At 59.6% G+C, this 17,076-nt stretch carries 13 protein-coding genes; 3 read left to right on the top strand and 10 right to left on the bottom strand.

Features of this window, described 5'->3' with window-relative positions:
• The coding region (locus D8U69_RS12325) for an NAD-glutamate dehydrogenase domain-containing protein (RefSeq protein ID WP_177434564.1) at positions 1–2,111 on the top strand (2,111 nt) is incomplete at its 5' end.
• 165 nt (positions 2,112–2,276) lie between these two features.
• Here D8U69_RS12325 and D8U69_RS12320 read toward each other — a convergent pair.
• From D8U69_RS12320 to D8U69_RS12305, 4 genes are all read right to left on the bottom strand, one after another.
• On the bottom strand, positions 2,277–2,990 hold the full coding sequence (locus D8U69_RS12320; protein ID WP_130907396.1) for an ATPase: 714 nt from the start codon (positions 2,988–2,990) through the stop codon (positions 2,277–2,279).
• Positions 2,991–3,219: 229 nt separating this feature from the next.
• Positions 3,220–3,630 (bottom strand): cupin domain-containing protein, encoded by a 411-nt coding sequence (locus D8U69_RS12315; RefSeq protein WP_056855602.1) that lies wholly within the window; start codon positions 3,628–3,630, stop codon positions 3,220–3,222.
• 182 nt (positions 3,631–3,812) lie between these two features.
• On the bottom strand, positions 3,813–4,106 hold the full coding sequence (locus D8U69_RS12310; RefSeq protein ID WP_056855518.1) for an antibiotic biosynthesis monooxygenase family protein: 294 nt from the start codon (positions 4,104–4,106) through the stop codon (positions 3,813–3,815).
• Positions 4,107–4,230: 124 nt separating this feature from the next.
• Positions 4,231–5,664 carry a PLP-dependent aminotransferase family protein gene (locus tag D8U69_RS12305; protein ID WP_056855517.1) on the bottom strand — a complete coding sequence of 478 codons (1,434 nt, stop codon included), beginning with the start codon at positions 5,662–5,664 and terminating at the stop codon, positions 4,231–4,233.
• 205 nt (positions 5,665–5,869) lie between these two features.
• On the opposite strand from D8U69_RS12305, the gene D8U69_RS12300 reads away from it, so the two are divergent.
• A complete protein-coding gene (locus D8U69_RS12300) occupies positions 5,870–6,310 on the top strand; it encodes a carboxymuconolactone decarboxylase family protein (RefSeq protein WP_130905654.1) in 441 nt (146 codons plus the stop codon).
• A 95-nt stretch (positions 6,311–6,405) separates the two neighbouring features.
• Positions 6,406–6,900 carry a hypothetical protein gene (locus D8U69_RS12295; protein WP_056855515.1) on the top strand — a complete coding sequence of 165 codons (495 nt, stop codon included), beginning with the start codon at positions 6,406–6,408 and terminating at the stop codon, positions 6,898–6,900.
• 137 nt (positions 6,901–7,037) lie between these two features.
• Here D8U69_RS12295 and D8U69_RS12290 read toward each other — a convergent pair whose 3' ends face one another.
• The 6 genes from D8U69_RS12290 to D8U69_RS12265 form a co-directional block, all read right to left on the bottom strand.
• A complete protein-coding gene (locus tag D8U69_RS12290; RefSeq protein ID WP_130907395.1) occupies positions 7,038–9,404 on the bottom strand; it encodes a tetratricopeptide repeat protein in 2,367 nt (788 codons plus the stop codon).
• Positions 9,405–9,631: 227 nt separating this feature from the next.
• Positions 9,632–12,145, bottom strand: a complete 2,514-nt coding sequence (locus D8U69_RS12285) for a fused MFS/spermidine synthase (protein ID WP_130907394.1) — start codon at positions 12,143–12,145, stop codon at positions 9,632–9,634.
• A 187-nt stretch (positions 12,146–12,332) separates the two neighbouring features.
• Positions 12,333–13,913 carry an arylsulfatase gene (locus tag D8U69_RS12280; RefSeq protein WP_130907393.1) on the bottom strand — a complete coding sequence of 527 codons (1,581 nt, stop codon included), beginning with the start codon at positions 13,911–13,913 and terminating at the stop codon, positions 12,333–12,335.
• Between the two features lie 70 nt (positions 13,914–13,983).
• Positions 13,984–15,012: an HAD family hydrolase gene (locus tag D8U69_RS12275; RefSeq protein WP_056855511.1), complete on the bottom strand. Its 1,029-nt coding sequence runs from the start codon at positions 15,010–15,012 to the stop codon at positions 13,984–13,986.
• Positions 15,009–16,457: a BatD family protein gene (locus D8U69_RS12270; protein WP_130907392.1), complete on the bottom strand. Its 1,449-nt coding sequence runs from the start codon at positions 16,455–16,457 to the stop codon at positions 15,009–15,011. The genes D8U69_RS12275 and D8U69_RS12270 overlap by 4 nt, the downstream gene beginning before the upstream one ends.
• Positions 16,454–17,076: tetratricopeptide repeat protein (locus D8U69_RS12265; protein WP_130907391.1), on the bottom strand; the 623-nt coding region annotated here is incomplete at its 5' end. The genes D8U69_RS12270 and D8U69_RS12265, both read right to left, overlap by 4 nt.

The raw sequence follows: 17,076 nt of genomic DNA, 5'->3' as shown, positions 1-17,076 counted from the left end.
ACGGCATTGCCATCGACTACGGCTTCTGGCTCGGCGACGCCTTTGCGTCCGGCGGCGCGGCCGGCTACGACCACAAGAAAATGGGCATTACCGCCAAGGGCGCGTGGGTCGGCGTACAACGCCACTTCCGCGAGCGCGGCATCAATGTCCAGGAAGACAGCATCACCGTAGTGGGCGTCGGCGACATGGCCGGTGACGTGTTCGGTAACGGCTTGCTGATGTCCGACAAGCTGCAACTGGTCGCCGCGTTCAACCACCTGCACATCTTCATCGACCCGAACCCGAATCCGGCGACCAGCTTCGCCGAGCGTCAGCGTTTGTTTGACCTGCCGCGTTCGGCCTGGTCGGACTACGACACCAGCATCATGTCTGAAGGTGGCGGTATCTTCTCGCGCAGCGCGAAGAGCATCGCGATCTCCCCGCAAATGCAGGAACGCTTCGACATCAAGGCCGACAAGCTGACCCCGACCGAACTGTTGAACGCCTTGCTTAAGGCGCCGGTGGATCTGTTGTGGAACGGCGGTATCGGCACTTACGTCAAGGCCAGCAGCGAAAGCCACGCCGATGTCGGCGACAAGGCCAACGATGCACTGCGCGTGAACGGCAACGAACTGCGCTGCAAAGTCGTGGGCGAGGGCGGTAACCTCGGCATGACCCAACTGGGTCGTGTGGAATTCGGTCTCAATGGCGGCGGTTCCAACACCGACTTCATCGACAACGCCGGTGGCGTGGACTGCTCCGACCACGAAGTGAACATCAAGATCCTGCTGAACGAAGTGGTTCAGGCCGGTGACATGACCGACAAGCAACGTAACCAGTTGCTGGCGAGCATGACCGACGAAGTCGGTGGTCTGGTGCTGGGCAACAACTACAAGCAGACTCAGGCATTGTCCCTGGCAGCCCGTCGTGCCTTGCCGCGGATCGCCGAATACAAGCGTCTGATGAACGATCTGGAAGGTCGCGGCAAGCTGGATCGTGCAATCGAGTTCCTGCCGTCCGAAGAAGCCATCAACGAACGCATCGCCGAAGGCCATGGCCTGACCCGTGCCGAGTTGTCGGTGCTGATCTCCTACAGCAAGATCGACCTCAAGGAACAGCTGCTCAATTCGCTGGTCCCGGATGACGACTACCTGACCCGCGACATGGAAACCGCTTTCCCGCCGACCCTGGTGAGCAAGTTCTCCGAAGCCATGCGCCGTCACCGTCTGAAGCGCGAAATCGTCAGCACCCAGATCGCCAACGACCTGGTCAACCACATGGGTATCACGTTCGTTCAGCGACTCAAAGAGTCCACCGGCATGAGCCCGGCGAACGTGGCTGGCGCTTATGTGATCGTGCGCGACATTTTCCATCTCCCGCACTGGTTCCGTCAGATCGAAGCCCTGGATTATCAGGTTTCCGCTGATGTGCAACTGGAGCTGATGGACGAGCTGATGCGTCTGGGCCGTCGCGCCACGCGCTGGTTCCTGCGTGCCCGCCGCAACGAGCAGAACGCTGCCCGTGATGTGGCGCACTTCGGTCCGCATTTGAAGGAACTGGGGCTCAAGCTCGACGAGTTGCTCAGTGGCGAGATCCGCGAAACCTGGCAGACCCGTTACCAGGCTTACGTCGCAGCCGGTGTACCGGAGTTGCTGGCGCGCATGGTGGCTGGCACTTCGCACCTGTACACCCTGCTGCCGATCATCGAGGCTTCCGACGTGACCGGCCAGGACCCGGCCGAGGTGGCCAAGGCTTACTTTGCCGTGGGCAGTGCGCTGGACATCACCTGGTACATGCAACAGATCAGCGCTCTGCCGGTTGAAAACAACTGGCAGGCCCTGGCCCGTGAAGCGTTCCGTGATGATGTGGACTGGCAGCAACGCGCGATCACCATCTCGGTCCTGCAACAGGGCGACGGCACTCAGGACGTGGAAACACGCCTGTCGCTGTGGATGGCGCAGCACGACAGCATGATCGAACGCTGGCGTGCCATGCTGGTGGAAATTCGTGCCGCCAGCGGCACCGACTACGCCATGTACGCAGTGGCCAACCGTGAACTGCTGGACCTGGCGTTGAGCGGGCAAGCGGTAGTGCCTGCTGCTGTCGCGGTAGAGCTGGAACCGGCTGCCTGATCAGGCGCTGAATGAAAAAGCCCCGCATTGAGAGATGCGGGGTTTTTTTTGTCCCAAGGTTTTGTGGTGTCAGGTCAGGCCTCATCGCCAGCAAGCCGGCTCCTACGGTGATGTGTTGTTGCAAAACCTGTAGGAGCCGGCTTGCTGGCGATGAGGCCATTCGACTTAATACAATTTCATATTCGGAATGTTGTTTATCATCGACACATTACTTGTCGGGCTAGTCAATAAATTATTGAGCGACTGGTCAAACTTCTGCAATGCCCTTACTTGCACGTTTTGTTGTTCGTTAATGTCAGCAACAATCTCTTCGCTGCGTTTATAGTCGGCCCACACCGGGCTGAGCGCTCTGGCGTCATAGCCTTTCGCGGTGCCGATATAATTGAACTGGTTGTCATAGAAATCGGCACTGACTCTGGATTCGACGTCCGAGCTGCGCGAGGTGATCAATTGGCTGCGGCTGTCGATGACGGCAACCACATCGGGTTTCGCAGCCTTGAGGCTTTGCATGTCCGGGTACACCGTGACCGAGCCAAACTGACGCTGTAACGAGGCTTTGACCCAATCCACGGCGAGGTCGGGCTTGGAGGTGGCGACGTAGGCATCGTGGATCTCCTGCACCAACAGGCTCTGGCCGAAACCGGTGCCGGCATTGGCCTGATAATCCTGCAGGTATTCACGGTTGGCCTGGGTGTTGCGGCTGTACACCACGCCCAGGGCAACATGGCTGCCGTTGGGGATGCGGGTTGCGTTGCTGCGGCCCACGGGTTGAGTGAAGATTCCGTCCAGCGAGGAAACCGCCGAAGGTGCGGTGGGAACCGAGCAGCCAGACAAAAGAGCAGTTGTAAGGGTTAACGTACTGACAAGTGCAAGTTTCATTGTGTTACTCCAGTGAAACAACATCAGTAAGGAAGTTAAAGTTGCCGGAAGGGGTCGGCAGTCATTCCAGACTAAACCGGGAAGCGCGGAATGAAATAGCCAATATTCGTGCTTATTGGCAGTCTGCTAGTATTGTTTGGTTTAAACAGAGCAAGTTAATTGCTCTTGGAAATAAAAACGCCCGAATAGAATATTTGGACGTTTTCATTTATGGCTGTTCGCTCAGCGATCAGTTTTTCAAGGGGACCAGCACTTCTTCATCCGGCGACAGCACCATGAACACCAGCAACTTTGCAGGCTCGGTAGCGCTGGCGTTTTTCGAGACCAGGTGCTCGGAGCCGGCCGCTTCGTACCAGTATTCGCCCGCCTTGTAGGTCACTGCTTTCTCGCCTTTGACCTGGGAAGTAATCGACCCGGAAAGGACATAGGCCATGGCCGTACCGTCGTGCCTGTGGGCGATGGACGATTGGCCGGGCTTGTAATCGACTTCGATCATCAATGCTTTTTTGCCCGGTACGTTTTTCAGCATCTGGTCTTGCAGCACCGTGACCTTTTCCGAAGGGTCATGGGCAAAGGCTGAGGCGGAAAAGGCCAGGGCCAGGGCAGCAAGAGGAGTGGCACACAAGCGCAAAACATTCATGTTCATGACCTTCTAAGAGTGGTTGTCGGGATCACAATAAGCTGCGCATCCGGACTGGAAAACAGCCAATTTTCCGGAAGGTCAGGGGACCAATCCTGGGTCTTGAAAGCAAAAAAATCGCAGCCTGCGTCAGCTCCTACTTTGTAGGATCTGCCGCAGGCTGCGATTTTTCGATCTGGCTTTTAGCGAATCGGAAAGCTGTTGAAGTCGACGGCATTGGCCAGTTGGCAATCGATCAGGTCGATGAAGCCTTGCACCTGGGGGCTGTTGAAGTGCGACTGCATGGCCGCTTCCGATTGCCAGTGGGCGCTGACGGTCCAGCGGTTACTGTCCTCAGGGCAGCGGTCGACCATGTAGGAGTCACAGCCCGGTAGTTCGCGCAGGGTGTCGACAATCTTTTGCAGTTGCTTACCCAGTTCTTCCGAGCGGCCGGCGACGGCCTGCACCTTAACGGTATTGATCACTTTGTAGGACATTGGCTCAGACTCCTGAATCAGGCCGGACGAATCCTGCTCATTGAGGGATAACGCCTATGCAGGATAGGCCTGCCCCCCTGGACAACCAATAGCCAATCGCCGGATAAAGCCGCAGACCAATCCGTCAGGCGACTTGCTGCAAAATGTCCCGCAGCCGGTCCAGAGCGGGGTCGATGTCCAGGGTTTCGATGGCGCCAAAGCCCATGAGCAAGCCGGCCCGTGGCGCTTGCTGGTGGAAAAAGCCTTCGATGGAGTAAAGCCCCACTTCCACTTTTTTCGCCAGTTCGATGACCAGGGGAATATCAATCGGCACTTTGCACATGACCGCCATGTGAAAACCTGCCGTGCTCGGGATCGCTTCGAGCCAGGGCGACAGGTCACCGGCCATGCGCGCCAGTATGCGGTCGCGCCGACCGGCATAAATCGTATGGCAGCGGCGGATGTGCTTGAGCAGGCAGCCCTCAGCAATGAATTTGGCCAGCGCCCATTGGGGCAGGGTGGAGGTGTGCAGGTCGGTCAGTTGCTTGGCGCGAACCACCGCCTCGTGGATCGCCGGCGGCAAAATCGCATACCCCAGGCGCAGCTCTGGCAACAGGGTTTTCGAGAACGTCCCGACGTAGGCAACGATCCCGCGCTCATCCATGCTTTGCAGCGAGTCCGTAGGGCGGCCTTCGTAGCGGAATTCGCTGTCGTAGTCGTCTTCAATGATAATCGCCCCCAGTTCATGGGCCTTGGCCAGCAGGGCGACCCGACGCGCCTGGCTCATGGGCATGCCCAGCGGAAACTGATGTGACGGGGTGACGTAAATCAACCGCGTGCCGAGGGGGATCTTGTCCACCTGAATGCCTTCGGCATCCACGGGTACGCCTACCACTGTCGCGCCGTGGGTGCCGAACAGCAGGCGCGCGGGCGGATAGCCGGGGTCTTCCATGGCCACGATACTGCCGGGTCGGGTCAGCACCCGGGCAATCAGGTCCAGCGCCTGCTGAGCGCCATTGCACACCACCACGTCTTCGTCCTGACAATTGACCCCACGGGAGAACGCGATGTGTCGGGCGATGGCATTGCGCAGCGCCGGCAAGCCTTCGGGCAGGCTGTAGAAACCCTTGGACGCGGCAATCTGGCGCAAGGCGTGAGCGGTGCAGCGTCGCCAGTCATCCTGCGGAAACTGGCCCTTGCTGGTGGCGCCACCAATGAAGTCATAACGCAACGAACCTTCCAGCGTCGGATGGCGCAGAAACACCGGCAAGTTGCGCCAGGACTCGATCACCTCAAAGCCTGCCAATTCCGTATGGCTTTGCTTGCGCTCGATCTTGGAGGCCCGTGCATTGACGTAGGTACCTTTACCGATCACCCCAGTGAGGAAGTTTTCGTAGGTCAGTTGTGCGTAGGTATCGGAAATGGTCTTTCGTGAAATGCCCAGTTGCTCGGCCAGCAAGCGGCTGGGCGGAAGCTGTGTGCCCGCTGCCAGGCGGCCCGATTCGATGGCGCTGCGCAGTTGGTTGTACAGCTGGCCCGCCAGGTCCTTGCGGCCATTGATGACAACATGAAGTTCCATACCGGCGAGGCTCCGGAGCAGTTGAGGCGCGTGTGCGTGGCGCCAGATTACCCTCATCGGGTGCGGGTGCAGTAGTTGCGTGCTGGAAAAACCGTTAATTGGTCTGGCATCCAGTGGTCCACGGAATTTCCGCAGAATTGGACCTGTAACGCACACGCAGCAGCGACTACCTTGAAAGGAACATCTCCGCTGCACGAGGCCCGCCATGACCCCCCGCCTGGATTACTACAGTGCTTCACCCAAAGCGATGAAGGCGATGATCGCCATGGAGGCCCTGACCAGCAGCCTGAGCATCGAAGCGCCGTTGCTGCACCTGATCAAGATTCGCGCCTCGCAACTCAATGGCTGCGCGTTCTGCACCGACATGCATTCGGTGGACGCCCGGCGCCTGGGCGAAACCGACAGGCGCCTGTATTCAATCGTGGTCTGGCGCGACAGCAACTTCTTCAACCCGCGCGAGCGCGCAGCCCTGGCCTGGACCGAAGCGGTGACGCTGCTTTCGCAAAATAATGTGCCCGATGACGTCTATGAACAGGCACGGACGCAGTTCAGTGAGGGTGAACTGGTCGACCTGACCATTGCAGTCACCACCATCAATAGCTGGAATCGACTGGCGGTGAGTTTTCGCCAAAGCCCTAATGCTTGATTGCCTGCACCGTTCGCGCTTTTAGTCGTACATCGGCAACGCGCATCTGCCATGCTCAATGTCCGCAGCACCGCTTCAATCAAAGGAACAATGCAATGGACGACGTACAGCAACTGGGCGAGATGCTTCGTCACTACGCAGAAAGCGAAGCGCACAAGAAGCAGTTGTTCGAAGCGCAATCGGCCGAGTGGGCCAAGCGCATTGGTGAACTGTTCGATCAGATCCAGCAGTGGCTCGAGCCGGTGCAGGCACCACATCTGTTGGAGGTCAGCCGCGCAGCGTATGTCGCGTCAGGGCCGAGCGTTGCGCTCGAGACTTCGACGTTCAAGACGCAAAAGCTTAGCATCCTGATTGCCGGTAGGCCGGTGGAGTTTGTGCCGGAGGTGATGGGCGCTGGCGGGCAGATTTCAGTGGCGGTGCTGGGCTTTACTGCTGCGCGTGTCGGCAGTGTGTCGCTGGTGTGCCTGCCGCCGGCTTCGAACTGGCAGTGGCGCAAGACCAATGGCTTGAAAGACCCGGACACTTTTGCATTTGATGCGAACTTCCTGGCGCAGCAGTTGCAGAGCCTGATTCCCCGCGATCGCGGCTGAAGCAAGTCTCCCCTGTAGGAGTGAGCCCTGCTCGCGATGCACGCAAGGACGCCGCGGGGGTGTCAGGCTGCCAGCGTTATCGTTGACGTCCATCGCGAGCAGGGCTCACTCCTACAGGGATCTTCAGCGACCAGCGATCACTTCAACGCCGGGTCGCCCATGTTCATTTTCTTCCAGCCTTGCAGCAGCACTTGGGCCTTGGGCTCCTGGCCGTTATTCAGGTAGTACTGAATCAGCGCCAACCGAGCGTTGCGGTTGGCGGGCTGCACTTTCAACAGCCTTTCCAGTTCCTCGCAGGCTTGATCAACCTTGCCGCTGTCGTGAAGCGCCACGGCCAGTACGTAACCGTATTGGGCACTTTGTGGTTCCAATTGCGCGGCTTTGCGCAGGAACGGCATGGCCTGTTCAGTTTTGCGCGCACGCACCAGCGACAGGCCCTGAGTGTGCTGCAAAAGGGCGGCATTCGGGTGGTCTTTCAGGCTTTGCGCCAGGAGTGCCTGAGCTTCCTGACCACGGCCATTGGCCTCCAGCCATTGCACCAGCGTCACCAGCGCCGGGTAGAAGTCCGGATCGCGCTTGAGCGCAGTACGCAGCAGCCCTTCGACTTCGCCGCCGCGGCCATCGGCCTGGTACAGCATGGCCAGATTGAGGTTGGCTTCGGCACGTTCGGCAAGGCTCTTTTGCACTGCTTCGTACTCGCCAATGGCAGTGTTCCAGCTGTCCTGAGCCGTGCCCATACCGCTGCGCGCCACGCTTAACAAGTCGCGGGCGGCGGCAATGCGCACGGCTTTGACAGGGTCGCTGAGCAACGGCGTCAACAGTGGGGCTCGCTCCGGTGGTGGCAGGAAGGCACTGATCGCACGGATGGCACTTTCGCGCACTTGCGGCGCCGGATTGGCCAAGTCCTTGGTGGCCAGTTTCAGTGCCTGTTCGCTCGGGTACAGAGGCAATTCGCCCAGTAGCGTCGCTCGTTGAATCGCCGGCAGGTTGTTGCGTTGCAGCTGCTCGTACAGCGCTTGCGCTGCACCGGGCTGGCCATTGCGGATCAGCCACAGGCTTTCGTCGTAACGCGGGGCCTGCGGCGCACTGGCGTTGGCGGTGTTCCAGAGCTTGAACTGCTCGGTGACCTTGTCACCGGCCTTGCCCTGATGACAGGTCAGGCAGGCGTCCGGGGTGCCGAGTTTTTTCGCTCGCTCCGGGTTGGGAATGCTGAAGCTGTGGTCATGCCGGAAATCGTTGCCCATGTAGAACTTGCCGGGCATATGACAATCGATGCACTGCGAACCCGGCTGGCCCAAGGTGTGGCGAGTGTGTTCGATGGAATCGTAGTTTTTCGCTTGCAGGCCTTTGCCGTCGACACCTTCCACCGGAGTCTTGCCGGCGGTGTTGTGGCATTGCAGGCAGACACCGTTGCCCGGCGCCTTGAGTTCGCTGCTGTGCGGGTTGTGGCAGTTGCTGCAGCGCACGCCTTTGTCGAACATTTTGCTTTGGGCGAAAGAGCCGTGCTCGAACACTTCGTCCTTGATCTTGCCGTCCAGGGCGTACAGCTCGCGGGTCAGGGGGCTTGGCAGGTAATCATCCATCAGTCGGTTACCGGCGCTGAAACCATCACCCAGCGGCGCGCGACGGGAGTGGCAACGAGCGCAGGTTTCGATTTCAACGGTGGCGTCCTTGTCCTTGAGGTCGACGGCAAACCCGGCATGAATCAGGTCGGTTTTCTTTGCTGTCCATTCCAGATGATTGGATGCTGGACCGTGGCAGGCCTGACAGCCGACGCCGAGGCTGTTCCACTGGCTGTCGAAGGTGTTTTTTGCCGTATCAAAGTTACGTTTATAACCAGTGGTGTGGCACTCGACGCACATGAAATTGGCGTTCTGGCTCGGTTTGCTCCAGTGCAACGGGTCCTTGAAGGTCACGCCCTGGCCCGGATAGAGATGAAACCAGCGCTGTTTCTCGGTATCCCAGGCGATGCCGAGCGCTTGCAAGCGACCGTCTCCGACCTCGATCAGGTATTGCTGCAATGGCGCTATGCCAAAGGTGTAGGCGACCTTGAAGTCTGCGTTCTTGCCGTCGATTCCAGGCGTATTGACCCAGAACCCATCGTCCTTGCGCGAGAAACGGGTGATTTCGTTTTCCGCCTTGAAGGTGACGTTGTTGAAGTCACCGAGCAGGGTATCGGCATTGGCCGGCTGCATCGCCAATTGGTGATGGGAGCCTTGCCAATCCTTGACCTGGGCACTGTGGCAGCCTTGGCATTGCTGTTCGTCGACCATTGTTGCCGGCGCCGTGGCCAGCGGTTTTGGCTGCGGTTTGGCAGGTTGCACGGCAGGCGTGCTGACGGGCGCATAGGTCGTCGGCGCGGGGTTGCTGGCAAACAGGAACCAGCCGATAGCTGCGACCGCCAGGAGCAGGATGCCGATGGTGACGGGGAACAGATAACGACTAATCAACGTGGGCCGTGAATCAGGACCAGGGTTTACTGCTTTGTTTTTATGTTTCGGCATTGCGACTTCCGTGGTCCAGGTGCGTTTGCCGTCAGGCGTGCGTTCATGCTGGGTGCAGCTTTGCCGTAAGGCCGGCGTGTGTCAAATGATGGTTGTGGTGAATCGGATCGCCCCATCGCTGGCAAGCCAGCTCCCACAGGATTTGCATCGGTCACAACATTCCGGCACGACACAACACCTGTGGGAGCTGGCTTGTCGGGTCGCCGCATCGCAGCGATAGCGATCTCTCATTCCCCGACAAACCACCGGTAATACGGATTGCCGCCATCGCCACGCATGACTTCGCGGATATCCCGGCTCCAGGCGTCGCGATCGCCCTCATAGGCATGCAGGCTGGCCCGGTAGAACTGCATCAGGCGTTGTTGATGAGTGTTCATCCGCTCGGTAAACCCTTGGTCGGCATTCAACAACGGTGGCACGGTGTGCAGGTCCAGCAGCGTCGGCAACACACGGGTGATTTCCTTGGCCCGTACCCACGGCGCGTATTCGATACGTGGTTGATCGTCGGTCACCGGTTGCGCATTTGCCGCGAAACGCTCAAGACCCGCGCGATCAGTGACCCAGGTTGCCAGCAGCGCGGCCGCCGAGCCGATGCCCACGTCCTGCAAGGTGCTCCGCACGCTGTCCTGTTGGAAGCGTTGGTTGATCTTCGTCGCGTCCAGTTCCATCGGTTCCATGGAACCTACCAGCAGCATTTCATGAAACTCACTGGTCCACAGGCTGGCGTAGGGGTAAACGTCGAGGAAGCTGCGTACCAGCGAGCGCGAATCGTCGATGTTTTGGGTCGGCAATGGCAGCCATTGTGCGACCAGGCCTTGTTTGTTCAACCGACTGGCAGCCAGTTGGTAGAAGTCGCGGGAGTACAGATTTACCACGCCGGCCGCGGAGGGTGGGGGCGGCTCGAGGGTAATGAGGTCATAGCGTTGCGGGTTGCGCAGCAGTTCCTGGCGACCGTCGCGCAGCCGGACATCGACGGCGGGATTGGCTGCCGCGTTGAAGTTGCCCTTGAACAACGGTGCCGCCTTGACCACCGCGGGCAGCAACTCGGCGACCACCCGATGCTCAAGACCCGGGTACTGCGTCAACGCGCCCGCGGTAATGCCAGTGCCGAAGCCGATCACCAGGGCCGAGCGGGGTTCACCGTTGTGGATCAGCAATGGCAGCAATGCCTGAATCCGCATGTAACGCAGGGAGGGCATGGCGTCGCCGGTATTGGATACGCCCTGGATATACAAACGCTCGAAGGACCTTTGTCCCTTGCCTTGGGTGACCACGGCAACGGTGCCGCCGCGTCCTTCCTCGTAGTACGCCAGCGTGCCGTTACGCGCGCCGGAAAGCAGGCTGGCCAGTTTGTCTATCGGTGTCAGCAGTGCCAGAGCCAGCGAAATCAAACCGACAGCAATCACCCCCTGACGCCGACCTTTCTTCACGCCGTGACCCTTGCGCACCGCAAAGTAGCCAATCGCGGCAGCGATAATCGCCAGCAACCCAAGGGTTCGCACCAGGCCCAGCAGCGGGATCAGCACGAAACCGCAGAGCATGACGCCGACGATCCCGCCCAGGGTATTGAACGCCACCACTTCACCGACGTTGCGCCCCACGTGATCGTGTCCGACGCTCAAACGCAGCGCCACGGGAAACGCCGCGCCGAGCAGTACGGTTGGCACGAACACGATGCACACGGCCGCCACTGCGAAGCGTGCGCTCATGCCCAGCAGTTCGCTGGCTCCCAACGACAGCACCCAGGCTTCGACCACGCTTTGGGCGAGTACCAGCCAGCGCCCGAGCAAGGCAATTTCCAGTAGCGCGATCAGCCCGGCCCCGGCGATCAGCAGACCAAACACTCCCCAGGGATCGCGCAAGCGATCAACCCGACGGGAGAGCAAGGCGCTACCCAAAAACAAACCGGTGAGGTAGGTCGCCAACACCACGGCGAAGGCGTAGGTGCGCGTACTCATGAATTGCACGATGGATTGCGACCAGACCACTTCATAACCGAGGGCCACGCCACCGGCGATTGAATAGAGCCACAAAGCGAGGCGATCCGGCGCTGTTTTAGTGTGGTGTGTGACGGCCGTTTCCACGGACTGCGAACAATGACGCTGGAACCACAAGGCACCCGCAGCGGCCAGCAGATTCAGCATCGCAGCGGCCAGGGCGCTGCCGCGTACACCGAGGGTGGCAATCAACACGAAAGCGGCGAGCAGGGTGCCCGCGATGGCGCCCGCGGTGTTTGCCGCATACAGGTGCCCGCCAGACTTGCCCAGGTGCTGCGGATCGGTTGCCAGGGAACGCACCAGCACCGGCAACGTGCCGCCCATCAGCAACGCCGGAATACCCACCAGTGCAAACGGCAACACCCAGGCCAGCAGACCGACATGCTGCTCCAGCCAGGCAAACGGACTGGCCGCCAGACTCATGGCGAACGTAGCGCCAACGCCCAGTACGGCAACCAGCACTTCCAGCCCTGCATACAGCAGAACCGGTTGTCGCAGGCGATCCGCCCAACGACCGAACAGCAAGCCACCCAATGCCAACCCGGCAAAGAATGCACTGATCCCGGCAGTAATGGCATACACCTCGACGCCCACCACCAGTGACAGTTGTTTGATCCATAGCACCTGATACACCAGCGCTGCGGCACCGGAAACGAACAGCAACAGGGCAGGGATCAACAGTGCCGGAGAGGCGACTTGCGGGGCAGGCATGGCCGACGACTTGCTGGCGACACGTGAGGACATTGCGGATTGCCTTGTACAAAATTCGAATTGAACGACCTGATCGTTCCCACGCTCTGCGTGGGAACGCCTCAATGGACGCTCTGCGTCCACTTCGGCAGGGGACGCGGAGCGTCCCTGGTTGCATTCCCACGCAAAGCGTGGGAACGATCGCCGCTCGCCGATAAAGGCGAGCGGCGCGACAGCGGTCTTACTGTGCAGCTTTTGCTTTTTCAGCGATCTTGGCATCTACCGCAGCACGGATCTGGTCAATGCTGAAGCTTGCCGGTTTCTGGCTGGGTGGATACTCGACGAATGTTTCGAGGAACGCGGCCGACTTGCCTACCGCAATTGCAGTCAGATAAACGTTCTTTGTGGTCCAGTCGTAGTATTGATCGGAAACCACGTCGGCTCTTTCAAACGGGTCCATACGCAGGTTGAAGATTTTCGGCACGCGCAGACAAACGAAGGGCTCGCTCCAGACTTTAAAACCGCCCGGTGCGCGCTGCTCGCAAAATACCGCCTTCCAGTTATCGAAGCGCATCGACACCAGCATTCCGTCGTCGTTGAAATAGTAGAACTCCTTGCGCTCGCCTTTAGGCTGTTGGCCGGTCAGGTAAGGCAACTGGTTATAGCCATCCAGGTGCACTTTGAAGTTCGCGGCGCCCGAAGTGGGTGCCCAACCTTTGAGCAACTTGTTCTTCACGTCCGTTTCACCGGCTGCCGCGAGCAGCGTCGGGAACCAGTCCATGCCCGAGAACATCTCGTTGGACACTTCACCTGCCTTGATCTTGCCCGGCCAACGAATCATCGCCGGCACACGGTAAGCGCCTTCCCAGTTGGAGTTCTTCTCGTTGCGGAACGGCGTGGTTGCCGCGTCCGGCCAGGAGAACTGGTTCGGACCGTTGTCGGTGGTGTAGACGACGATGGTGTTGTCGGTGATTTTCAGGTCGTCGAGGGTTTTCAGCAGTTTGCCGACGTCACCGTCATGCTCGAGCATGCCGTCGGCATATTCGTTGCCGGGCATGCCGCTCTGGCCCTTCATCGACTCGCGCACATGGGTGAACAGGTGCATGCGCGTGGTGTTCATCCAGACGAAGAACGGCTTGTCGGCCTTGGCCTGTTTCTCGATGAACGCCTGTGCTGCGGCGGTGGTTTCGTCGTCGATGGTTTCCATACGCTTGGCGGTAAGGGCACCAGTGTCTTCGATCTTGCCATCGGCAAAACTGTGGATCACGCCGCGCGGGGCGTTGGCTTTGACGAACGCGGCATCGTCTTTGGGCCAGTAAGGACGCTCGGGTTCCTCTTCGGCGTTGAGGTGGTACAGGTTGCCGAAGAACTCGTCGAAACCGTGGTTGGTCGGCAAGTATTCGTCTTTGTCGCCCAAGTGGTTCTTGCCGAACTGACCGGTGGCGTAGCCCTGGGACTTCAGCGCCTGGGCGATGGTGATATCGCGTTTTTGCAGGCCTACGGGGGCGCCAGGGATGCCAACTTTCGACAGACCGGTACGCAAGGGAGTCTGCCCGGTAATGAACGACGAGCGCCCAGCAGTGCAGCTGTTCTCCGCGTAATAGTCGGTGAACATCATGCCTTCCTTGGCGATGCGATCAATGTTCGGAGTCTTGTACCCGACCACGCCCATGGAATAGGCACTGATATTGGTCTGGCCGATGTCGTCGCCGAAAATCACGAGAATATTGGGTTTATCGGCGGCCACGGCGGTTGCCGAGATCGCCATTACCGATGTCGCCACCAGGGCGAGTTTCGGTAACCAGTTGCGTATGCGAGTCATCTGACTAGCTCCTTTCACTTACGTCGCTCGGTGCGACAAACGTTTATTGCGGCCCTGCGTTACGCTTTTTTTACTGCACTTGCCCGGTAGTGGTGGTATCGAACGGATAGATACGACGCCATTCGGCTGCCATGTCGACGACGGTCCAGCCACGTTTGTTTGCTTCGTCCAGTGCCTTGTCCAGACGACCGATCTGCGACTGGCGGTCGTAAGCCCATTCGCGTTTGGCGTCGGTGTGGTGCACCAGCCCCATGAATCGTTTGCCCGGCCCGGCCGCCGTCCACTGCAGCATTTGCAGGTCACCGTCGGAGTTGCCGAAGGCGAGAATCGGTCGCCGGCCGATCACCGCGTCAATGCTCACCGGTTTGCCCGGGCCGTCATCGTTGTGCGCCAGTTTCGGCGTGCGCAGGATCGACGCCTTGCCATCCTTGTACTCAAACGTGGTGACAAAGGTGGTGCCGATGACTTGCTCGGGTGGAATGCCATAGACCTTTTCGGCGAAGGCACGCATGAACGCGGTGTCGCCGCCGGAGACGATGTATGTTTTGAAATTCTGGCTGCGCAGGTAGTCGAGCATTTCCAGCATTGGCTGGAAGATCATTTCTGTGTACGGCTTGCCGGTTTTCGGATGGCGGGCCTGGGTCAGCCAGGTTTTGGCGTAATCGTCGAAGGCCTCGGTGGTCATGCCGGTGTGGGTGGCGCCGAAGATCTTCATCATGCCTTCCAGGCCGGTGGCGGCCAGGGCCTTGTGATCGTTTTCCAGCACGGCCTGGAACGGCTGGGTGGTTTTCCATTCCGGGTGCTGCGCCGCCGTGCGCTTGACCTCTTCGAGGGCGAACAGCAATTCGAAGTACATCGGTTGCTCGCTCCACAGCGTGCCGTCGTTATCGAACACTGCGATGCGGTCCTCGGGTTTGACGAAGTCCTTGCTGCCCTGATCGGTGACGGCCTGGACGAATTCGATGATGTTCTTTTTCGATGGGCCGTCGTTCCATGACGCCAGCGGCTCGGCGGCCTGTACCAGCAACGGCAGGCTCAAGGCCAGCGCCAGCAGGAACTTGAGCCCTTGAATTTGGCGCAACGAACTCGGACTAGTCATGGGAAATCCTTCTCGAGAACGGGGTTGAGTGGTCGCAATGCAGTAGCGACTGATTCTTTGTTGTGTTCGGCCTGACTATGCAGCGTAGTCAAGGATTTCTTCAGTTGGAGCACTGCCTGATCTTTGGTCGGTTCTCGGCCGTAGCAGGCCCGCAGAAACGCTTGCAGGCGCGGGCCGAGGCCAGTGAGCTTCAAGCCCTTGCGGCTGCGGCGGACCCACAGGTACAGCGCGCTGAGTTGCGGCGGCCTGCCATCAAGTTGCGCCGGTATTTGTTCCCAGGCGTAATCGGCAGAGGCCAGCCAGGCCTTGTGCCGAGCCTGACGTCGAGCCTTCCAGCCGAGGTACGCGCGCCAGGCGTAGGGACGGGCAAACCAGCCCAGCACAAGCAACCCCGACAGCAGCGCGAGCAGGCCGAAGGCAAAACCCGAAAGGTGAAGGCGATTGCCCTGACCGAGTGTTTTCAAGTCTTCAGTGATCGAGAAAACCGGTTTGTAGGCACTGTTGGCGGCGGCATCGAAACTGATCGCCGGCACTTGCGCAGTGCGGATCTGACGAGTGCTGGCGTCCCACCATTTCACCGCGATGGGCGGGAGACTGTAATGGCCTTCGACGTCGATCCGGTAGGTCACGGTATCGATGCGCTGCCCGCCGTTGAAGTGGCCACGGCCATCATCCAGATTGCTGACCTGTGGCGATTTCGCGTAACGACTCAGGCCGCGTACATCGCCCAGTGACGGCGTTGGCAATGACATGCCCAGCGCGCCATCCGCCTGTAGCGTCAGTTCTCGGGTGATGCTGTCGCCGACTTTCAGTGGGGCGGTCGAATTCACGACCTTTTGCGTGAAGCGCAAGCCTTGCGCCACCAGCACCGGCTCGCCGACGTCAAACCCTGGTGGTTGTGTCGCCGTGAAATGCAGGGGCAGGCTGCGGGCGCTCAACTCGGCACTGGCCTGACCCGGTGTGGCGCGAACGGTCAAAGCCGGAACGTCGAAACCCTGCGCCACGTTCGGAGTGATCAGGTAGCTGTAGCGCAAGCCGCTGAAGGATTGGCCATCAAGGGTCTGATTGATGTGTTCGGCATGGCCGTCAGGCGGCAGCACCAGTGCGCCGGGCAGCTTCAGGTCGGGCAGGGTGGGCGCACGGGTGAACCAGGTGTCGGTCAGGACATCGAGTTGCAGTTCGATCAGGCTGCCGACCATCGCCGGTTCATTGGGTTGCAGGCTGGCCTGGACCCGCAGTTCGGGTTCGGCGGCGAGGGCGTTGAGGGTGATTAACAGGGTGCCGAATAATGTGGTGATTGATCTGGCGTTATCGCTGGCAAGCCAGCTCCCACAGGTTTTGCGTCGTGCATTGAATTCGATTGCCACACAAAACCCTGTGGGGGCTGTGGTGCGACGATTCGACTTGCCAGCGATGGAGGTGACTCGGTTTTTCAGGAAGGTCATGGTTTGACCCCCGCCTGATCCTGCAAACTGAATTTCTGTTTGAGGAATTTCGCCGGCGATGTCGTCAGGTTCTGCAACCATTGTTCATCCGAAGCCGCCTGTTCGGTTTGCACCGGTTTTTCCTGGCCCTTGCCCGGCGCCTTGTCCATTTTGATTTCGTCGGGTTTGACCTCGGGGGCGTTTTTTTCCGCATCCTCGGTGTCTTTCTGCAAGGCGATCGCCAAGGCCAGGTTGGCCGTTGCCTCAGGAAACTGCGGTTGCAACTTCAACGCCTGGGTGTAGGCCGCGATGGCCTCGTCGAACTTGAAGCGCCGCACGTAAATGTTGCCCAGATAGAAATAGGCTTGTGGCGTTTGCAGGCGCGCGAAACTGACCAGTGCCAGGTCGAAATCAGCAGCGTTATAGGCGGCGATGCCTTTCCAGTAAGGGTCGACGAAATGCGCTGCCGCCTGGGGGAAATGCCCATGCTCGAAAGCCCAGCGGCCTTGCTGGTCCGGGGTGAAGAACGCATCGGTCAGCGGGTTGGCCTGTGCCGGGGTTGGTTGCAAGCCGACGCCGATGGCCAGTAAAAGACCGGCGACCCAATTCACGCTCCAACCCTTGCGCACGCTGAAAAAAC

Origin of the sequence: Pseudomonas sp. Sample_16, from assembly GCF_004307665.1 — a bacterium.
Lineage (GTDB): Bacteria > Pseudomonadota > Gammaproteobacteria > Pseudomonadales > Pseudomonadaceae > Aquipseudomonas.
This window is presented reverse-complemented; position numbering and strand designations above follow the sequence as displayed.

Excerpts from the sequence above, each read along its gene's own strand:
- D8U69_RS12300 (WP_130905654.1), top strand. The coding sequence starts at position 5,870 with ATGACCCCCCGCCTGGATTACTACAGTGCTTCACCCAAAGCGATGAAG.
- D8U69_RS12310 (WP_056855518.1), bottom strand. The coding sequence starts at position 4,106 with ATGTCCTACAAAGTGATCAATACCGTTAAGGTGCAGGCCGTCGCCGGC.
- D8U69_RS12285 (WP_130907394.1), bottom strand. The coding sequence starts at position 12,145 with ATGTCCTCACGTGTCGCCAGCAAGTCGTCGGCCATGCCTGCCCCGCAA.
- D8U69_RS12305 (WP_056855517.1), bottom strand. The coding sequence starts at position 5,664 with ATGGAACTTCATGTTGTCATCAATGGCCGCAAGGACCTGGCGGGCCAG.
- D8U69_RS12280 (WP_130907393.1), bottom strand. The coding sequence starts at position 13,913 with ATGACTCGCATACGCAACTGGTTACCGAAACTCGCCCTGGTGGCGACA.
- D8U69_RS12275 (WP_056855511.1), bottom strand. The coding sequence starts at position 15,012 with ATGACTAGTCCGAGTTCGTTGCGCCAAATTCAAGGGCTCAAGTTCCTG.
- D8U69_RS12320 (WP_130907396.1), bottom strand. The coding sequence starts at position 2,990 with ATGAAACTTGCACTTGTCAGTACGTTAACCCTTACAACTGCTCTTTTG.
- D8U69_RS12295 (WP_056855515.1), top strand. The coding sequence starts at position 6,406 with ATGGACGACGTACAGCAACTGGGCGAGATGCTTCGTCACTACGCAGAA.
- D8U69_RS12270 (WP_130907392.1), bottom strand. The coding sequence starts at position 16,457 with ATGACCTTCCTGAAAAACCGAGTCACCTCCATCGCTGGCAAGTCGAAT.
- D8U69_RS12315 (WP_056855602.1), bottom strand. The coding sequence starts at position 3,630 with ATGAATGTTTTGCGCTTGTGTGCCACTCCTCTTGCTGCCCTGGCCCTG.
- D8U69_RS12290 (WP_130907395.1), bottom strand. The coding sequence starts at position 9,404 with ATGCCGAAACATAAAAACAAAGCAGTAAACCCTGGTCCTGATTCACGG.